The sequence below is a fragment of the Deinococcus arboris genome (assembly GCF_009755355.1).
In the GTDB taxonomy this organism is placed as follows: Bacteria; Deinococcota; Deinococci; order Deinococcales; family Deinococcaceae; genus Deinococcus; species Deinococcus betulae.
This window is the reverse complement of record NZ_WQLB01000008.1, coordinates 35,958-52,140: the sequence shown is the minus strand read 5'-3', so window position 1 is coordinate 52,140 and position 16,183 is coordinate 35,958. Positions and strand designations below refer to the sequence as shown.

The 16,183-nt window shown below is 65.2% G+C and carries 16 protein-coding genes, 2 tRNA genes and 1 other RNA gene; 14 read left to right on the top strand and 5 right to left on the bottom strand.

What is annotated here, in order from left to right:
- The first annotated feature begins 149 nt into the window (after positions 1 to 149).
- Complete coding sequence (gene thrS / locus GO986_RS07795; RefSeq protein WP_157458726.1) at positions 150 to 2,099, top strand: threonine--tRNA ligase; 1,950 nt, start codon at positions 150 to 152, stop codon at positions 2,097 to 2,099.
- A 56-nt stretch (positions 2,100 to 2,155) separates the two neighbouring features.
- On the opposite strand, the gene GO986_RS07790 is transcribed toward thrS, so the two are convergent.
- Positions 2,156 to 3,175: a DsbA family protein gene (locus GO986_RS07790; protein WP_369409238.1), complete on the bottom strand. Its 1,020-nt coding sequence runs from the start codon at positions 3,173 to 3,175 to the stop codon at positions 2,156 to 2,158.
- Between the two features lie 168 nt (positions 3,176 to 3,343).
- The gene (locus GO986_RS07785) at positions 3,344 to 4,213 is read right to left on the bottom strand and encodes a glycerophosphodiester phosphodiesterase family protein (protein ID WP_157458725.1); all 870 of its coding nucleotides are present in this window, start codon (positions 4,211 to 4,213) and stop codon (positions 3,344 to 3,346) included.
- 144 nt (positions 4,214 to 4,357) lie between these two features.
- Between GO986_RS07785 and GO986_RS07780 the strand changes: the two genes are divergently transcribed.
- The 4 genes from GO986_RS07780 to rnpB all read left to right on the top strand — a co-directional run bounded on the left by GO986_RS07780 (position 4,358) and on the right by rnpB (position 5,961).
- A tRNA-Cys gene (locus tag GO986_RS07780) sits at positions 4,358 to 4,431 on the top strand.
- A gap of 18 nt (positions 4,432 to 4,449) precedes the next feature.
- A tRNA-Val gene (locus GO986_RS07775) sits at positions 4,450 to 4,524 on the top strand.
- A gap of 317 nt (positions 4,525 to 4,841) precedes the next feature.
- Positions 4,842 to 4,967, top strand: coding sequence for a hypothetical protein (locus GO986_RS23205; RefSeq protein WP_255449270.1), 126 nt, complete (start codon positions 4,842 to 4,844; stop codon positions 4,965 to 4,967).
- 557 nt (positions 4,968 to 5,524) lie between these two features.
- An RNA gene (rnpB, locus tag GO986_RS07770) (RNase P RNA component class A) lies at positions 5,525 to 5,961 on the top strand.
- A gap of 67 nt (positions 5,962 to 6,028) precedes the next feature.
- Here the strand turns inward: rnpB and GO986_RS07765 are convergent.
- Complete coding sequence (locus GO986_RS07765) at positions 6,029 to 6,385, bottom strand: DUF423 domain-containing protein (RefSeq protein WP_157458724.1); 357 nt, start codon at positions 6,383 to 6,385, stop codon at positions 6,029 to 6,031.
- Between the two features lie 239 nt (positions 6,386 to 6,624).
- Here GO986_RS07765 and mraZ point away from each other — a divergent pair, with 239 nt between their 5' ends.
- From mraZ to GO986_RS07730, 7 genes are all read left to right on the top strand, one after another.
- Positions 6,625 to 7,053, top strand: a complete 429-nt coding sequence (gene mraZ, locus GO986_RS07760) for a division/cell wall cluster transcriptional repressor MraZ (protein WP_224574634.1) — start codon at positions 6,625 to 6,627, stop codon at positions 7,051 to 7,053.
- Between the two features lie 2 nt (positions 7,054 to 7,055).
- Positions 7,056 to 7,988 carry a 16S rRNA (cytosine(1402)-N(4))-methyltransferase RsmH gene (rsmH, locus tag GO986_RS07755; RefSeq protein ID WP_157458722.1) on the top strand — a complete coding sequence of 311 codons (933 nt, stop codon included), beginning with the start codon at positions 7,056 to 7,058 and terminating at the stop codon, positions 7,986 to 7,988.
- Positions 7,985 to 8,392: a hypothetical protein gene (locus GO986_RS07750; RefSeq protein WP_369409237.1), complete on the top strand. Its 408-nt coding sequence runs from the start codon at positions 7,985 to 7,987 to the stop codon at positions 8,390 to 8,392. Before rsmH ends, GO986_RS07750 begins: the two co-directional genes overlap by 4 nt.
- Positions 8,383 to 9,723, top strand: coding sequence for a peptidoglycan D,D-transpeptidase FtsI family protein (locus tag GO986_RS07745; protein ID WP_157458721.1), 1,341 nt, complete (start codon positions 8,383 to 8,385; stop codon positions 9,721 to 9,723). Before GO986_RS07750 ends, GO986_RS07745 begins: the two co-directional genes overlap by 10 nt.
- A gap of 436 nt (positions 9,724 to 10,159) precedes the next feature.
- On the top strand, positions 10,160 to 10,723 hold the full coding sequence (locus GO986_RS07740) for a 3D domain-containing protein (RefSeq protein WP_157458720.1): 564 nt from the start codon (positions 10,160 to 10,162) through the stop codon (positions 10,721 to 10,723).
- A 68-nt stretch (positions 10,724 to 10,791) separates the two neighbouring features.
- Positions 10,792 to 11,964 (top strand): ABC transporter permease, encoded by a 1,173-nt coding sequence (locus tag GO986_RS07735; protein WP_157458719.1) that lies wholly within the window; start codon positions 10,792 to 10,794, stop codon positions 11,962 to 11,964.
- Between the two features lie 236 nt (positions 11,965 to 12,200).
- A complete protein-coding gene (locus GO986_RS07730; RefSeq protein ID WP_157458718.1) occupies positions 12,201 to 13,223 on the top strand; it encodes a DUF4384 domain-containing protein in 1,023 nt (340 codons plus the stop codon).
- A gap of 43 nt (positions 13,224 to 13,266) precedes the next feature.
- Here GO986_RS07730 and GO986_RS07725 read toward each other — a convergent pair whose 3' ends face one another.
- Together GO986_RS07725 and GO986_RS07720 are read right to left on the bottom strand one after the other, a co-directional pair.
- Positions 13,267 to 13,854 (bottom strand): NUDIX hydrolase, encoded by a 588-nt coding sequence (locus GO986_RS07725; RefSeq protein WP_369409236.1) that lies wholly within the window; start codon positions 13,852 to 13,854, stop codon positions 13,267 to 13,269.
- Positions 13,851 to 14,489, bottom strand: a complete 639-nt coding sequence (locus GO986_RS07720; protein WP_157458717.1) for a MazG family protein — start codon at positions 14,487 to 14,489, stop codon at positions 13,851 to 13,853. The genes GO986_RS07725 and GO986_RS07720 overlap by 4 nt, the downstream gene beginning before the upstream one ends.
- A 128-nt stretch (positions 14,490 to 14,617) precedes the next feature.
- Here GO986_RS07720 and GO986_RS07715 point away from each other — a divergent pair, with 128 nt between their 5' ends.
- Positions 14,618 to 15,073 carry a hypothetical protein gene (locus GO986_RS07715; protein WP_157458716.1) on the top strand — a complete coding sequence of 152 codons (456 nt, stop codon included), beginning with the start codon at positions 14,618 to 14,620 and terminating at the stop codon, positions 15,071 to 15,073.
- Between the two features lie 299 nt (positions 15,074 to 15,372).
- Positions 15,373 to 16,089: an SDR family oxidoreductase gene (locus GO986_RS07710; RefSeq protein WP_157458715.1), complete on the top strand. Its 717-nt coding sequence runs from the start codon at positions 15,373 to 15,375 to the stop codon at positions 16,087 to 16,089.
- The last annotated feature ends 94 nt before the right edge of the window (positions 16,090 to 16,183 follow it).

Here is a 16,183-nt window from a genome sequence, read left to right as displayed (position 1 = left end):
ATGCGCGGCGCGTGGCGGCAGCGAATGCCTGCTCGGCCCGGTCTGGTCACGCGAACTCTGAGCGCCTGAGAACCCTGACGCGGTTTTCAGGCGCTCTCTGCTGGACACGCGGCCAGACCGGGCTCCTTTTTTGCTTAACGAGGTTTGACATGCACGTAATTCTTCCCGATGGAAAACAGCTGGATTTGCAAGCTGGGGCGACCGCCCTGGACGCCGCAAACGCGATTGGCCCGCGCCTGGCCAGTGACGCCCTGGCCGCCACCGCCAACGGCGAACTGGTGGACCTGCACACGCCGCTGCCTGACGGCGCCCAGATCACGCTGATTACGAAAAAGAATCCGGGTGACGCCGCGCCGCTGTTCCGCCACTCGCTGGGCCACGTCATGAGCCAGGCGGTCGGCGAGTTCTATCAGGCCAAGGGCTACGCCCCGGACGCCATCAAGCGTGGGGTTGGGCCCAGCATCGAGAACGGCTGGTACCAGGATTTTGACCTGCCCGAGCCTCTGCGAGAGGAGGACCTGCCGGAAATCGAGCGCCTGATGCGCGAGATCATTGGCCGGAATCTGCCCTTTTCCCGCCGTGAGATCAGCAAGGCCGAGGGGCTGGCGCAGTTTCCCCACGACCCGTACAAGCAGGAGCTGATTGCCGGGCTGCCCGACGACGAGCCCATCACCTTTTATCAGCAGGGCGACTACGTGGACCTTTGCCGGGGGCCGCATTTCCCCAATACGGGCCGCCTGCCGGGCAGCTTCAAGCTGATGAGCACCAGCGGCGCCTACTGGCGCGGCAACGAGAACAACCCCATTTTGCAGCGCGTCTACGGGGTGGCTTTCGCCACGCAAAAGGAACTGGACGACCACCTGCATGCCCTGGAAGAAGCCAAGCGGCGCGACCACCGCAAGCTGGGCAAGGAACTGGAACTGTTTACGATTGACCCGCTGGTGGGCCGGGGCTTGCCGCTGTGGCTGCCCAACGGCACGGTGCTGCGCGAGGAACTGGCCGCCTTCCTGAAAGCGCAGCAGTTCCAGCGCGGCTACCAGGGCGTGATTACGCCGAACATCGGCAATCTGGACCTGTACAAGACGAGTGGGCACTACCAGAACTACAGCGACTCCAACTTCTCGCCCATCACGGTGGACGACGAAGAGTACATGCTCAAGCCCATGAACTGCCCGCATCATATGCGGATTTACGCCAGCAAACCGCGTTCCTACCGCGACCTGCCGGTGCGCCTGGCCGAATTCGGCACGGTGTACCGCTACGAGCAGTCCGGCGAACTGAACGGCCTGACGCGGGTGCGCGGCTTTACGCAGGACGACGCCCATATCTTCTGCCGCCCCGATCAGCTAAAGAGCGAGTTCCTGAATGTGCTGGACCTGACGGTGCTGGTGCTACGGACCTTCGGCATGGAAGACGTGCGCTTCCGCGTGGGCACCCGCGACCCCGAGAGCGCCAAGTATGTGGGCGAGGACAGCTACTGGGAGATGGCCGAGGGCCAGATTATTGAAGCGGTGGAGGAGGTGGGCCTGCCGTACTCCATCGAGCCCGGTGACGCCGCCTTCTACGGTCCCAAACTGGACTTCGTGGTCAAGGATGTGCTGGGCCGCGAGTGGCAGCTGGGCACCATTCAGGTGGATCCCAACCTTCCCGAGCGGTTTGACCTGACCTACGTGGGTGAGGACGGCCAGGACCACCGCCCTATCGTGATCCACCGCGCCCCCTTCGGAAGCCTGGAACGCTTCGTGGGCATCCTGATTGAGCACTATGCCGGGGACTTTCCGCTGTGGCTGGCGCCCCGGCAGGTGATGATTATTCCGATTGCCGACCGTCACAACGACTATGCCGAGCAGCTGCGCGGTGAACTGCACGCCGCCGGCCTGCGCGCCGAAGTGGATGACAGCTCCAACCGCATGCAGGCCAAGGTCCGCCAGGCCGAGCTGAGCAAGATTCCGGTCATGCTGATCGTGGGTGACAAGGAAGCCGAGGCCCGGCAAGTCAGCACCCGCGAGCGCTGGCCCGACGGCCACAAGGAGCGCAAGGGCTTGCCTTTCGACGACCTGAAGGCTGAACTGCTGGAGCGGTACAAGCTGCGGGCATAAAGCAAAAAGAAAAGGGGCCGCCGGGCTGTGCTGGCGGCCCCTTTTCGCTTCCGTTTTTAGCGCAGGGTCTTCAGGCGCGCGTCGATCACGCTCTGGGCCGAAGGCGTCGCGGTTGTGATGGCGCGCACCAGCGCCAGTTCAGCCGCGTCGCTGTAATCCAGCAACTTAACGCCGTTCAGAAAGACGGTCGGCGTGCCCCTCACCCCCAGGGCCACCCCCGCTTTGATCTGCGCTTCGACGCTGGCCTTGAACGTGTGCTGGCCCAGGCAGGTTTTGAAGGCGGCTGTGTTCAGGTCCGCTGTCCCCGCGTAGGCGCTGAATTTGCCCGGTGCGTCGGCTGTGTCCAGGCGAGTCCAGGTGCTGAACTGAGCAAACAGGGTGTCGGCGTAGGGCCAGAACTTGCCCTGCGCGCCCGCACATTCGCTGGCCTCGGCCGCGCCGTAAGCGTTTTTGTGAAAGTCCAGCGGGAACTGATAGTGCGCCGTGCGGTACAGAGTAGGCTGCCGTTCCCAGGTCTGGAGGGCCGTGTCCCACAGCTGTTTGCAGTAGGGGCATTGAAAGTCGCTGAAGATACTCAGGGTGTTGGGCGCTGTGGCCGCGCCGCTGACATTCTTGGTGGCCGGGAAGGCGCTGGCCGGCCACACCTGCACCGCCTGATAGGCGCGGTAGCGCGTCTGAGCGCCCTCGCCAGTGACCTTGATGACCAGGAAGTCCGTGGCGTTGTCGTCGCTGAAATCCTGGTAGCCCTCGCGCGCACTCTCCAGAAATTGTGGGGCTGCCAGATTGTTGGTCAGTCCCGCAAGGTCGGCCTCTTTCATGCCCCAGCCTGCGGCAATGCCGCGCGCCAGGTCAGGCACATTGTCGGTTTCGGTCAGCAGTCCCACCACAGCGCCGCCGGCCAGGTCCAGCGTCAGGGTGGTGGCGCCCCGGCGCAGGGTCGCAGGGCCATCTGGCGTAAAGCCCCTAAGAATCGCCTGCCCAGTCGTCTGCTGCGGCGTGGAGAACAGTTGCGCCTGGGCGGCGCTGCCCAGGGTCAGGGCGGCAAAGGTCAGAAGCCGGGCAAGAGGAAGATTCACCCGCACAGTGTAGAGGTCGGGCGGTCTGGCCGACGGCTGGTCTGAATGCCAAGAGCTCTGGAGGCAACCGTCGTTCACTGCGACCAGTGGGGGATACGGGGCCGCGCGAATAGGCCTTCCAGCAGTCTCGCCTGGCCCAGTTGGCCGATGATTCAGACAGCTGACCTCTTAGCGGGCCTCGGCCAGCACCTCTTTCAGCAGGTCAGGCCGGTCAGTGATGATGCCGTCCACGCCCAGTGCCACTAGCCGCCGCATCTCGGCCGGGTCGTTGATGGTCCAGACCTGCACGGCCACGCCACGCGCGTGCATGGCGCGTACGAAGGCCGGGGTCACCACTTCAATCCCCCCAGAGCGCACCGGCACCTGGGCCACGCGCCCGGCGGCCGGGGCCAGGCCCGCCAGCCCCACCTTGCTCAGCAGCACCAGGGGCCGCAGTTCGCGTTCGGTCATGCTCGTCAGGACTTCGGGGCAGGCGGCGCGAAACTCATTCAGGGCCGCGTCGCTGAAACTGGCCACGACCACCCGGCTGGCCGCGCCCGCTTCCCGCAGGGTCTTGCAGAAGGGCGCGGCCACGCTGGGCTGCGCCTGCTTGATCTCGATAATCAGTGGCGTGTTTGGAAAGGTGGCGAGCACCTCAGACAACTGCGCCACCTGCACGCCCTGCGCCCGGAAAGGATAGGTCGTGCCTCCGTCCAGCGACAGGGTGTAGCCGGCGTCGGCCGTCAGGACCTCGGCTAATGTCAGGTCGGCGATACGGCCCTGGGTGTTCGTCAGGCGGTCCAGTGTGCCGTCGTGCGACAGCACCAGCCCCCCGTCGCGCGTGGCGTGCATATCCATTTCCAGCATGTCCACACCCAGCGCCGCGGCGTTCCGGTAGGCCAGCATGGTGTTGCTGGGCCAGAGCCCTTCGCCCCCCTGATGGGCAATGTTCAGCGTCTGTCCCGTGATCAGTGCATTGGCCGGTGCTCCTTGCCGCTGACAGGCCACCAGACCCGCCGCCAGCCCCAGCCCCCATACCCAGCTCCAGCGTTGTCGCATGGGTGTCAGGGTACTGTGCCGGTGTCTGCGCCGCCTGATCTCTGTGCGGCCCGGTTTACAGTCTGCCGGGGCCGTGCTAACATTCCTTCCGCTGGAAGAGGAAAGACCTGCCAGCCGCCCGCAAGGGACAGCTGAAGCCCCAGTGGCGCTGTAGCCAAGTGGTAAGGCAGAGGTCTGCAAAACCTCCACCACCGGTTCGAGTCCGGTCAGCGCCTCCAAATACCCCCCATCAGGACAGAACCGTAGCTCAGGGGTAGAGCACTACCTTGACACGGTAGGGGTCAGGGGTTCAAATCCCCTCGGTTCTACCAGCAGATGCCCTCTCAGAGGGCATTTTTCCTTTTCTGATTTCGCCACTTTTCGCCGGGTAGCAACGCTGGCAGCGGCCCGCTTTTTATGGGAGCCCGGTGGGCCACTGTTCCGGTTCAACCTTGAGGTTATGGTGCTCAGGCTCAACGCAGCCTGCGCCCGCCGCTTTTGAAACACATCCCCGTAGCTGTCCAGGCTGATGCTGGTCCGGCTGCGTTCTATTCTGGTGGCCAACACCTTCGGGCCCAGGCCCTGAGAGATCGTCAAGGAAGCGGAGGTGTGGCGAATGTCGAGAAGGCGGTGCTACAGTGGCGCCCCTGTGCCGAGAAAGCGCCGCCGTAACCGTTCTTTTCCACGCCCAAATCCCTGGGTGACGCGTCTGAGTACCCTGCTGCTGTGGGTGGACCTGGGCCTGCTGCTCATCTTTCTGAAGCAGGCAGGCTAAGCGCGTAAGCTGCGCGGATGCTGTATCTCAACGCTCTGCTTTCGGCGGCCTTTGTGGCTTTCTTTTCCTGGGAAGAAACACAGTGGCTGCCCGTCAATGAACCCTGGCACATCCTCGCGGCTGGCCTGGGTGGTCTTGGGGCGCTTTTGCTGCTCCTGAATACCCTACGCCCGCTCTTTATCAGGTCAGGGCGATAAAGGCCTAGCTGAGAGTGGTGCTGGCTCTTGGGTGCAGCGCCTAGGGTGGCTACGCGGAGAGAGGAGAGGCCGCACTGCTAGCGATCTTACTGGGTTGGCGTTGGGTTCCAGGTGCGTCCCACCCAGGGAAATAGGCTCTGCTGAGTTCCACCTGGGTGAAGCTGGACAGATTCAATGAGATTGACACGGGAGGGGACAGCGGTTCGGCTTTCCTCGGCTCGACCAGAAGACCATCACGCAGGCGGAGTTTTTCTTTCTCTCCTCTCGGTACTGGACTGTCAGTGACAGCAGCGCTTGCCCGTGGTCCACAAGATTGCCAGCCCAGAAAGTCCTTGCCCCCGTCTGCTATGCTCCTCTCTTGCGGGGGAATGCTTCGGCCGCGCCTGTGAACGCAGGTGAGGAAAGTCCGGGCACCGCAGGGCCAAAGATGCCAGCTAACGGCTGGTCGGCGAGTCAAGTGCCCAGTGCCTGCGTCCGGGGCCTGGGTGGCGGCGAAGCCGAAGGACAGTGCCACAGAAACGAGACCGCCACGCACTGGCGTGCAGAACGTAAAGCCCCGGCGTGGGCGGGCGCGTGGTCAGGGTGAAACGGTGCGGTAAGAGCGCACCAGGCCCTCAGGAGACTGGGGGCGTCTGGTTAACCCCATCTGGTGCAAGACCCGACAGTGCGGTAGGGCTGGCCCGCCCGATGACCGCCAGGATGGTTGCTTGAGGCGCGCAGCGATGCGCGTCCCAGAGAGATGGCCGAACAGTCGCGCAAGCGATGGACAGAACCCGGCTTACAGTTCCCCCGTACAGGGCAGGCCGCCTCAATCTGAGGCGGCCTGCTTCTGAATGGGCAAAGGGGCTGAGATAGACTGACCCTTTACCGTCCCTTCCCGGCGTCTATCGCTGCCACCACAAACCCCACGATCAGCAGGAGGCCGCCTACCGGCGCCACCGCGCCCAGTACGCTGATGCCGCTCAGCGCCAGGGTATACAGGCTCCCACTGAAAATGACGCTCCCGGCCAGCAGCACTATAGGAGCGCGGCGTTGTCCTGACTGGGTGCCCAGGGCCAGGAGCGCCAGGGCAGCGTACATCTGGTAGCGGGCCGCCGTTTCAAAGGTGGCCAGATGTTCGGGGGTCAGGCGGCCATCCAGGCCGTGCGCCGCAAAAGCCCCCAGCGCCACCGCCAGCGCTGCCAACACAGCGCCCACTTGCAGAGTCTGAACAGAACGCATCTCCCTCAGGCTAGGCCGGTGCGGGGTGCCACGTGTCCCGCCAGAAGGCCCGGCGTGGGGAGAGGGGGGATGCGGTGGGGGAAAAGTGGAGGCCAGGTGGGAATCGGTGGTAATTCGTGGAAACGGCTGTTACACTCCCCCCATCAACCAAAAGGCGTTGAGCGCGTGTTCATGGTTGAGGTGGGCTGCCCAGTGCCTCCACCGCTCAGGTGGGACGGGGTGGGAAAGAGGAGACGTGTGTGCCGTTTGGCGAATACCCATACACCATTGATGACAAGGGCCGCGTGGTCATGCCCCCCGCGTTCCGTGAATTCGTGGAGGACGGGATGATTCTGACGCGCGGTATGGAAGGCTGCCTGTACGTGTTTCCCCTGGCCAGCTGGAAGCGCGTTGAAGAGCAGCTGGAGGGCCTGCCCCTCACCGACGCCGAGTCGCGCGCCTTTGTGCGCTTCTTCTATTCCGGGGCCAATAAGGCCCGGCTGGACAACCAGAGCCGCGTCTCGGTGCCGCAGACCCTCAGGGGCTTTGCCGCCCTGGAGAGCGAGGTCATCGTGGCGGGCGCGCCAGGCCGCCTGGAACTGTGGAGTCCGCCGCGCTGGGACGCGGCCATTGGCGCCGTCCAGAACAACCCACCCAAACCTGACCTTCTGGCAAATTTTGTGGCCTAACCATGACTGACAAGCTGTCTCCTGATCCTGATTCCACCCAGAGCCCGGCTCTGTCTGAACTCGCCTCCCCGCCGCCTCTCTCTCATGTGCCCGTGCTCGCTGCCGAGGTTCTGGAAGCGCTCCAACCAGCCCCTGGGAAGATCTTTGTAGATGGCACCCTGGGCGGCGCTGGTCATACGGGCCTGCTGCTGGCCGCAGGCGCCTCTGTATATGGCATCGACCAGGACCCCTATGCGCTGGAACGTGCCCGCGCCGCCCAGCCAGAGCGCCTGCGCGTCTTGCAGGGCAACTACCGCGACATGACGGCGCTGCTGGCCGCGCAGGGCGTGACCCAGGTAGACGGCATCTTGCTGGACATCGGCGTCAGCAGTTTTCAGCTGGATGACGCTGGGCGCGGCTTTTCCTACCACACCGAGGCGCCGCTGGACATGCGCATGAGTCAGGCTGGCGAGAGCGCCGCCGATGTAGTGAATACCTACGAGGAAGAAGACCTCGCCGCCATCATCTACGAGTACGGCGAAGACCGCCTCTCGCGCCGGATTGCGCGCGGCATCGTCTGGGCGCGCGAGCAGGCGCCTATCGAGACCACCGTGCAGCTGGCCGACATCGTGAAGCGGGCCTACCCCGGCTTTTCCAAGGGCATCCACCCGGCGCGGCGCACCTTCCAGGCCCTGCGCATTCACGTCAACGACGAACTGGGCGCGCTGCGGGACGGTCTGGAGGCTGCCCAGACCCTGCTGGCCCCCAATGGGCGTCTGGCCGTGATCAGCTTTCATTCGCTGGAAGACCGAATCGTCAAACGCTTCTTGCTGGGCAGCACCAGCCTGCACCCCCTCACCAAACGGCCGGTGGTGGCTGCCGAGAGCGAGCAGGCCACGAATCCCCGCGCCCGCAGCGCTAAACTGCGCGCCGCCGAGAAGGTGGAGGCCGCGTGACGCGCCTGAAGGGCAGCAGCTGGTCGCTGGCGTGGTATATCCCCCGCTGGTCGGCGCTGGACACCAGCTTGCCCACCTGGCGGGCGCGGGCCGTGCGCTACGTCCTGATTTATCTGGCGCTGGTGACCGCCCTGGTCAGCGTGCGCGCCCTGACGCGCGACGTGCGCCCAGCCCTGAAAGCGGCGCAGGCCAGAGAAGCGGCGCTGACGACCCAGAGTGCAGACCTGTCAGTGCAGCTTCAGACCCTGGAAAGTCGGCGGCGCCTGCTGGACTGGGCTGCCCAGAACGGCATGCGCCGCCTGACCGACGTGCCCAGAGAAACCGCGACCTTTCAGCCTGTTCCGGCGGCGCCCGTTGCGGCGCCCCCCGCCCGCACCGTGGAGGTGAAGACGCTTTGGAAGTAAAGATTCGTAACCGCTCCTATTTCATGCGCTTCATGGCGCTGCTGATGTTCCTGACCCTGGTGTGGGCGTATGCCCAGCTGGAGTGGGGCGTGCCGCAGGCCGCAAGGCAAACCGCCGTGCAGGCGCGCGGCCCGGTGCTGTCGGCCGACGGGCGGGTGCTGGCCACCAGTGTCAAAGGCAAGCGCGTCTACCCGCAGGGCAGCCTGGCCGGCCAGCTGATCGGCATGATGGGCGCCACCGAGGGCTTGGAAGGTCTGGAACACGCTTACGACGGTCTACTGACGGCGGGGCAGCCCCTGAAACTGACCATTGACACCGGGGTGCAGGCCTCGGCTGAGGCGGCGCTGGCCCGCGCCGTGCCCGAGCATCAGGGGGAATACGGCGCGGTGGTGGTCCTGGAAACGCGCACCGGGCGCGTGCTGGCCGCCGCCAGCTATCCGCCCTTTGACCCCAATACCTGGCGCAGCCACAGTGAGGGCGCGCGGCGCAACCGGGCCTTTCTGGACCGGTTCGAGCCAGGGTCCACGGTCAAGGCCCTGGTGGTCGCCGCCGCCATGAACGAGAGGCTGACCACGCCCAGCACGGTCTACGATACCCCCATGAGCCGCTTTGTAGGCGGGCGCTGGGGCAGCCGCATTGGCGACAGCGTGGCGCACCCCAAGAGCCTCTCGACCGTGGGTGTGCTGCAGTACAGCAGCAACGTGGGCATGACCCATATCGTCGAGCACTTTCCCAAAGAGCAGATGCGCGGTTACCTCCAGCAGTACGGTTTTGGGCAGGAGGTCGCGCTGCCAACCGTGCCGGCCGCCAGTGGACAGCTGCAACCCCTGAGCCGCTGGAGCGACCTTGTGCGCGCCACCAACGCCTTTGGTCAGGGCATGAGCAGCACCACCTTGCAACTGGCCGCCGCCTTCAACGTGCTGGCCAATGACGGCCGCTATATCTCGCCGCGTCTGGTCGAGGGCGAGGCTGGCATGGAAAAGCGCGATGTCCTGCGCCCCGAGGTGGCCCGCGAGACCCGGCACATGCTCAAGAGCGTCATCGAGCGCATCGAGACCAACACGATTAAAGGCTACGACCTGGCCGGCAAGACTGGTACAGCGCAGGTGGTCATTGACGGCCGCTACTCCAGCACGGTGTATGACAGCGTGTTTGCGGGTTTCTTTCCCGTCGAGTCTCCGCGGATCACGATTGCCGTGATGGTACGGGGCGCCAAACGTGAGTATCACGGCTCACAACTGGCCGCCCCCCTGTTCCGCGCCATTTCGGCAGACACACTCTCGCGCTGGGGCGCGGTGCCGGTACCCGATCAGAAAGACGATCAACCGTAGTCAATTCTGAATGAGTAAAAAATGAGACGGCCTGAGAAGTTGAGCCCCCGGTCAGCAGAAGCTTGGCGACTCTCTCAGGCCGTCTCACGTCTGAAGTGTCAGCCTGCACCCTATTACTGCCTATGGGTTGGCTGGGCGAGCGTGAAATAAGCCACTTGGCCGACCCAGAACTCAGTTTCCGATGAGAAACTAAATGAGACGATTAGAACATGTCTCATTTTAGAGACCGTCTCTCTGCCGAGATTTCTCCGTCAATTTGAACTGATCTACAGATAATTTTAAAATTAAAATGAGAGGTAAATTGCCTAATTCTTAGAAAACTGCCATCTCGTCCCATTACGCTCATGCACGAAGAGACCTGAGCTTCATCTGCTCCCAACCCAACTTCTGACGACAACCGGGCGCGTGCCTTGACGCTGCGCTCGTTGGAGTGTGCATGTCTTACACCATTTTTCAATCCATCTGCGCCGCCGCCCTGCTGGCGGGCAGTGCCTGCGCCACCCCCGCGCTGCCCGACAGTAGCGTGGCCGCCGCCGCCGTCCGTGACGCCCTGACGGTTCGCCCTGCTGTGCCGGCCGCCCCCAGTGCCGCGCAGCAGGCGGCCCAGAACCGCGCCGCAGCTATTGCCAGCACCCAGGCGGTGCGCGAGCCCGTGGCCCTGACGCCTATCCGGGGCAAGACGGCCATTGCGCGCTCCACGGCCTACAACAGCGTGCCGGGACAGACCGACGCCACCCCATTCATCACAGCCACCGGAACCCGCACCCGCCCCGGCGTGGTGGCCCTGTCCCGCGACCTGCTGCGCGTCTTTCCCTACGGCACCCGCGTCACGATTGAAGACCTGAGTGGGCGCTACAACTCCATGCTCAGGGGGCGCGTCTTTATGGTGGAAGACACGATGGCAGCCCGCAAAACCAACAGCGTGGACATCTGGATGCCCACCCGTACCGAGGCCCTGAACTGGGGCGCGCGCCAGATTCGTATTACGGCCGTTCGCTGACCCCCAGAGACCGCCCCCACCCGAGCCAGGCTGCCGGGTGGGGGCGGTCTGTTATCCTCGGCCCCGACATGCCTGCCCCCGACCGCGCCCTGCCCTGGCGACTGGCGCGCGCCCACCTGCGCCGCCGCCGCATGCAGAACACCCTGACGATTCTGGGCATCGCGGTCGGCGTCATGGCCCTGATTGCGGCCCTGAGCCTGACCAATGGCTTTACCCGCGCCCTGGTAGACGCCACGCTGCGCGCCAGCCCCCACCTGAGCGTGACCGCCTACACCTCGCAGGCCCGTGACCGCGAATTGGAACGCGCCATGCAGGCCGACTCCCGCGTGCAGGCGTTTACCCCCTTCCTGGCGGATAAGGGGCTGCTCACCCGGCCCGCCTCGGCGGGGCGGGGGGCGGGGGTGGATTTCACTACGCTGTTTGGGGTCACTGGCGACGCCCGGCGCGTGTTGCAACTGTCCCCTGAGGAAGGCGCGGCCCTGGGCAGCCTGAAAGACGGCGAGGTGCTGCTGGGCGCCGCCCTGGCCCGCAGTGTGGGGGCCTTTACGGGCGACACCGTGCGCCTGCTCAACAGCACCCAGCGCCGCACTAGTTTGCGGGTGCGCGGCGTCTTTTCCACGGGCAACTACCTGATTGACTCGGCATACGCCTTTACCAATCTGGGAACGCTCCAGGCCCTGCAGCAGACCAGCAGCGTCACGGGCTATCAGCTGCGGCTGCGTGACCCGGACCAGGCCCCAGCGGTGGGGAGCGACCTGACGCGCACGCGGGCCTACTCGCCGCTGCCGTGGCAAAGCTTGTACGGCACGCTGCTGGACCAGCTCGCGCTGCAAAAAAAGGTCATCGCTTTCGTGGTGCTGCTGATCGTGGTGGTGGCGGCCTTCGGCATTGCCAATGTGCTGACCCTGGCCGTCTTCGAGAAAACCCAGGAAATTGCCATTCTGCGCGCCATTGGGGCCACCCGTTCCCTGATTACCCGCGTCTTTCTGATAGAAGGGCTGGCGCTGGGACTGGGCGGACTTCTGCTGGGCAACCTGCTGGGCCTGGGCATCAGCGCGTATTTCACGGTGCGGCCGTTCTCGTTGCCCGGCGACCTGTATTTCATCACGACCCTGCCGGTTGAGGTGCGCTGGACGGACGTGCTGGGCGTCAACGCCATTGGGTTGGTGACGACCCTGCTGGCCGCCCTGATTCCGGCCCGCCGGGCGGCTGGGGTCGAGCCGGCGCGGGTGATTCGCTAAGGGACGCTGGGGCCTGCTCCGGGCCTGGCCAGCCTCATCCATGCTGGCGCCAGACCAATGTCAAAGCAAAGCTCTTTCGTACTGTCTTCTTTTGTGCGCCCAGCTCGCCTGTTTTCGGCGTCCATCAGGCAGGCGTCACCTCTCTGACGGTGACCTGAAGCACCATTAACAAAGCACCCTATCTGGCTCACGGTGCGTCATGTTGTCCCCCGTAGGCTGCTTCTCGGAGGTACGACATGAAGAAGTTCCTGTTTATTCCTGCGGCCCTGCTGCTGAGCACGGCCGCTGCGGCACCCAAGATTAGCGCCCAGAGCATCATCGTGAACCCCACCCAGCCGGACCTGCAGGTCAGCGTGCGCGTGGACAAGGACGCCAGCGGCGCCCAGAACCCTGCCTACCGCGTGGGCGACAAGATCTCTATCAGCGCCAGCGCCAACCGGGACGCTTACGTCTACCTGTTTAACGTGAACCCCGACGGCAGCGTGGACCAGATCCTGCCCAACCGCCTGTCCGAGAGCAACTTCGTGAAGGCCGGCACCACCAAGACCTTCCCTTCGGCCGATGACAACTTCAATTACACCGTGGCTGGCCCCATTGGCCAGAACAAGGTGCTGGCCCTGGCCAGCCTGACGGAACTGAATCTCGACCAGATCAGCTCCTTTAAGACCACGCAGGATCAGTTTGCCACCGTGAACGCCAAGAACCAGGCAGGGCTGGCGCAGGCCCTGAGCATCGTGGTCAACCCCCTGCCCCAGAACAGCTGGGTCAGCGACACCGCCTTCTACACTGTGGCGGCCCGTAACCCCGTGGCCACTGGCAGCCTGTTTGTGGGCACCAACGTGAACAACGCCACCGTGATCCTCAATGGACAGCGACTGGGCGGCGCCAACGTCACCTACAGCAACCTGCGCGCCGGCACCTACCCCGTGCGTGTCCAGGCCCCTGGTTACCGTGACTACACGACCACCCTGGCCATCCGCGCCGGCAGCACGACCAACCTGAACGTGGAGTTCGCCCAGGCCGTGACGCCTGCCCCGGCCCCCGCGCCCACCCAGTACACCATCACCATCCGCAGCAGCGTGGCGGGCCGCGTGTTCGTGGACGGCGATGAAGTCGGCACCATCCGCAACGGCGTCCTGAACGTGCGCGTGTCGCGTGGCAGCCACGAGATCATCATGGTGGCGCCGGGCTACCGCACCTTCAGCAGCACGTACAACGTGACGCAGAACGGCCAGATCACGATTACGCCTACCCGCTAATCCCAGCTTTCACCCGCACCCCTGCCACCTGGTAGGGGTGTTTTTAGAGTTGTGGGCCGTGGGTGAGCAGGTCGTGCAGCACGCGCGCCGTCATGCCCCAGATGTCGTGCCCCTGCCAGGGATAGCGGTAGAGGGGGACCAGGGTGCCGTCCGGGAGGCGGCGACTTTCACGGAGAACCGGCAGCGCGCGCAGGTCGGCCAGGGAGGGCAGCAGGATCTGCGCCACCTCGCCCGAGAGGGTCAGCGTGGGCTCGGCTGGAAGACGCGCCAGCACCGGAGTGACGTGGAAGCCCACAGGCGTGAACACATCGTCCAGGGTGCCCAGCACCTGCACCTGCGCCGCGTCCAGGCCCACCTCTTCCTCGGCCTCTCGCTGGGCGCCCGCCACCACATCCTCGCCCGCTTCCAGGCTGCCTCCGGGAAAACTGATCTGCCCCTTGTGGGTGGGCAGTTCGGCCGAGCGGACCGTGAGCAGCACGCGCGGGTTGGGTTCTAGCGTCAGGCCTACCAGCACCGCCGCTCGGCGGTAATCCGGCAGATGCAGGGTGCGGCGCTCGCGGCCCCCCACCCAGGCGGCCCAGGGGTCGGCCAGGGCGGTGTCCAGAGGGTCGGGCGCAGGGAAGCCGGTCACGCGCTACCGTCCAGCGCACGCAGGGTGGCGGCGGTGTGGTCGCGCAGGGCCAGTTCGGGGTCCACGCCCGCCGCACGGGCCCACGTGACCACGGCGGCCAGGGCGGCGGCCACGCCTTCGGGGGTGGCCGCCGCCTGGGTCAGGTCGGTGATGGCCGTCGCCTGCGCGTCAGCGGCCCCGGTGCCCGCCAGCTGCTGCGCCTGCGCCTCACGGGCCAGGGCGCCCAGCCCGGCGGGCACCCGCTGCGAGGGCCGGCGGGGCTGGCCCTGTGTTGCTCCGCCCTCAGCCGCCTTGATGGCCTGCCAGTTGCGCACGACCTCGGCACTGTCGGTGACTGCTACGTCCCCAAAGACGTGGGGGTGACGCCGCACCAGCTTGTCCACGATGGCGCGCTCGACGTCGGGATAGGCGAAGGTGCCTTCTTCCTCGGCAATCACGCTGTGAAAGGCCACCTGCAGGAGCACGTCACCCAGTTCGTCGGCCAGTTCTGTGCGGTCTGCGCTGGCCACAGCGTCGGCGGCCTCAGCCGCTTCTTCCAGCAGGTAGGGCCGCAGGGACTCGTGGGTCTGCTCCTGATCCCAGGGGCAGCCGCCGGGGCCACGCAGGCGCCGCATGACGCTCAGTAGGTCTTGCATGGCCCCACTGTAGTGGGCCGCTGGTCCCCGGCGCCGACGCAGAAAACACCTTTCGGGGCAGCCGGCCGCTCGGTGACCCTCACGGGGACTTCACGCGGCGTCAGGTGGCGTGTGTTGCACTGGTCCCCATGAAGACGCTTTTGCCCCTCACCGCCGCTCTGGGCCTGACGGCTGCCTCTGCCCAGGCGGCGCCGTCTAACTGGACAGGTGCCCGCCTGGCCGCCGCCACCTACGTGATTCTCGACCCGGTCATTGAAGGCAACCAGAACCTTGTGAGTGCCGAGCAGCGCGCCAGCATCCTGGCGGCCATGAAACGCGACAGCGGCGGCGCCATCAAGCGCCGTTATCCCAGGGCGACCATCACCGACAACGCGGCGGCGCCAGGAGCCATTCAGGTGCGCCCCGTGTTTGTGGCCCCGCGCTCGCTGGTGCCCTGGAACAAGCTGGGCGCGCGGCTGGAGTTCCGGGTGCCGGAAGGGCAGAACGTGGTCTTGAACGAATCGTTTGGTATCTCGGTGCTGCTGCGTTACCGCGCGGAATTCGTGAACTACATGTATGACCAGCTGGCCCAGCGCCTGCCGTAAGGGGCGGGAGGTGGGGTGTGGGGAAGTCCAGCAGCGGCGCTTTTCACGGCTTCTCCGACAGCGGCTGCCAGTTCTATTGAGGGGCCAACCACGCCCCTCCACTTTCGCCGCTGTCTCTTACAGAGACTTACTGTGTTTGCCTCAGCGTGGCTGAGGATCATACCCCTCAACCACGCTGAGTTCCGCTGTGAGTACGGAACCGCAACGCCTCTCGGCTTTTTCAGATTTCAGACTGAGCTTTCTTCAGACTGGCGGCGCCCCTACACTGCGGCGCCGCCGGGTCGTGTTAGCGTCCGCGCATGACCAACACGGCGAACACACAGAAAAGCGCCTTTATTATGGGGGCCAGCAAGGGCATTGGCGAAGCGGTGGCGCGCGCGCTGGTGGCCGAGGGGTACCACGTGACCCTCACTAGCCGTCACCAGGCCGAGATCGAAGCGGTGGCGGCCGCCTTAGGCGAAGGCGCACGGGGCGTGGCCTGTGATGTGAAAGACCCGCAGGCGGTACAGGCGGCGGTAGACGCCCACGTTCAGGCTTTTGGCGGCCTGGATGTCCTGTTCGTCAATGCGGGGGTGGGTCATTTTGCCAGCGTGGCCGACCTGACCATCGAGCAGTGGCAAGACGTGATCGACACCAACCTCAGCGGCGCTTTTTACACGGTCAAGGCCGCCATTCCGGCCCTCTCCGCGCGCGGCGGGTACATCTTCACCCTCTCCAGCCTGGCGGGCAAGAACCCGTTTGCGGGCGGGGCCGCCTACAACGCCAGCAAGTTTGGTCTCAATGGCCTCTCCGAAGTGCTGATGCTGGACCTGCGCGACCGGGGCATCAAGGTGACGCAGATCATGCCGGGCAGCGTGGCCACGCACTTTAATGGCCACACGCCCGACGACCAGAAAGACGCCTGGAAAATTCAGCCTGAAGACCTGGCCCAGCTGACGGTGGACCTGCTGAAGATGCCGGCCCGCACGCTGCCCAGCCGGGTGGAGGTGCGGCCCAGCCAGCCGAAGAAGGGGTAATACGGCCTCTGACCCTCCTCAAGCAGCATGCTTGACGAAACCCGAGCGGAGCGAGAAAGAGAGAAGACGGCCTGCATGCGCGCCAAGCAGGCCG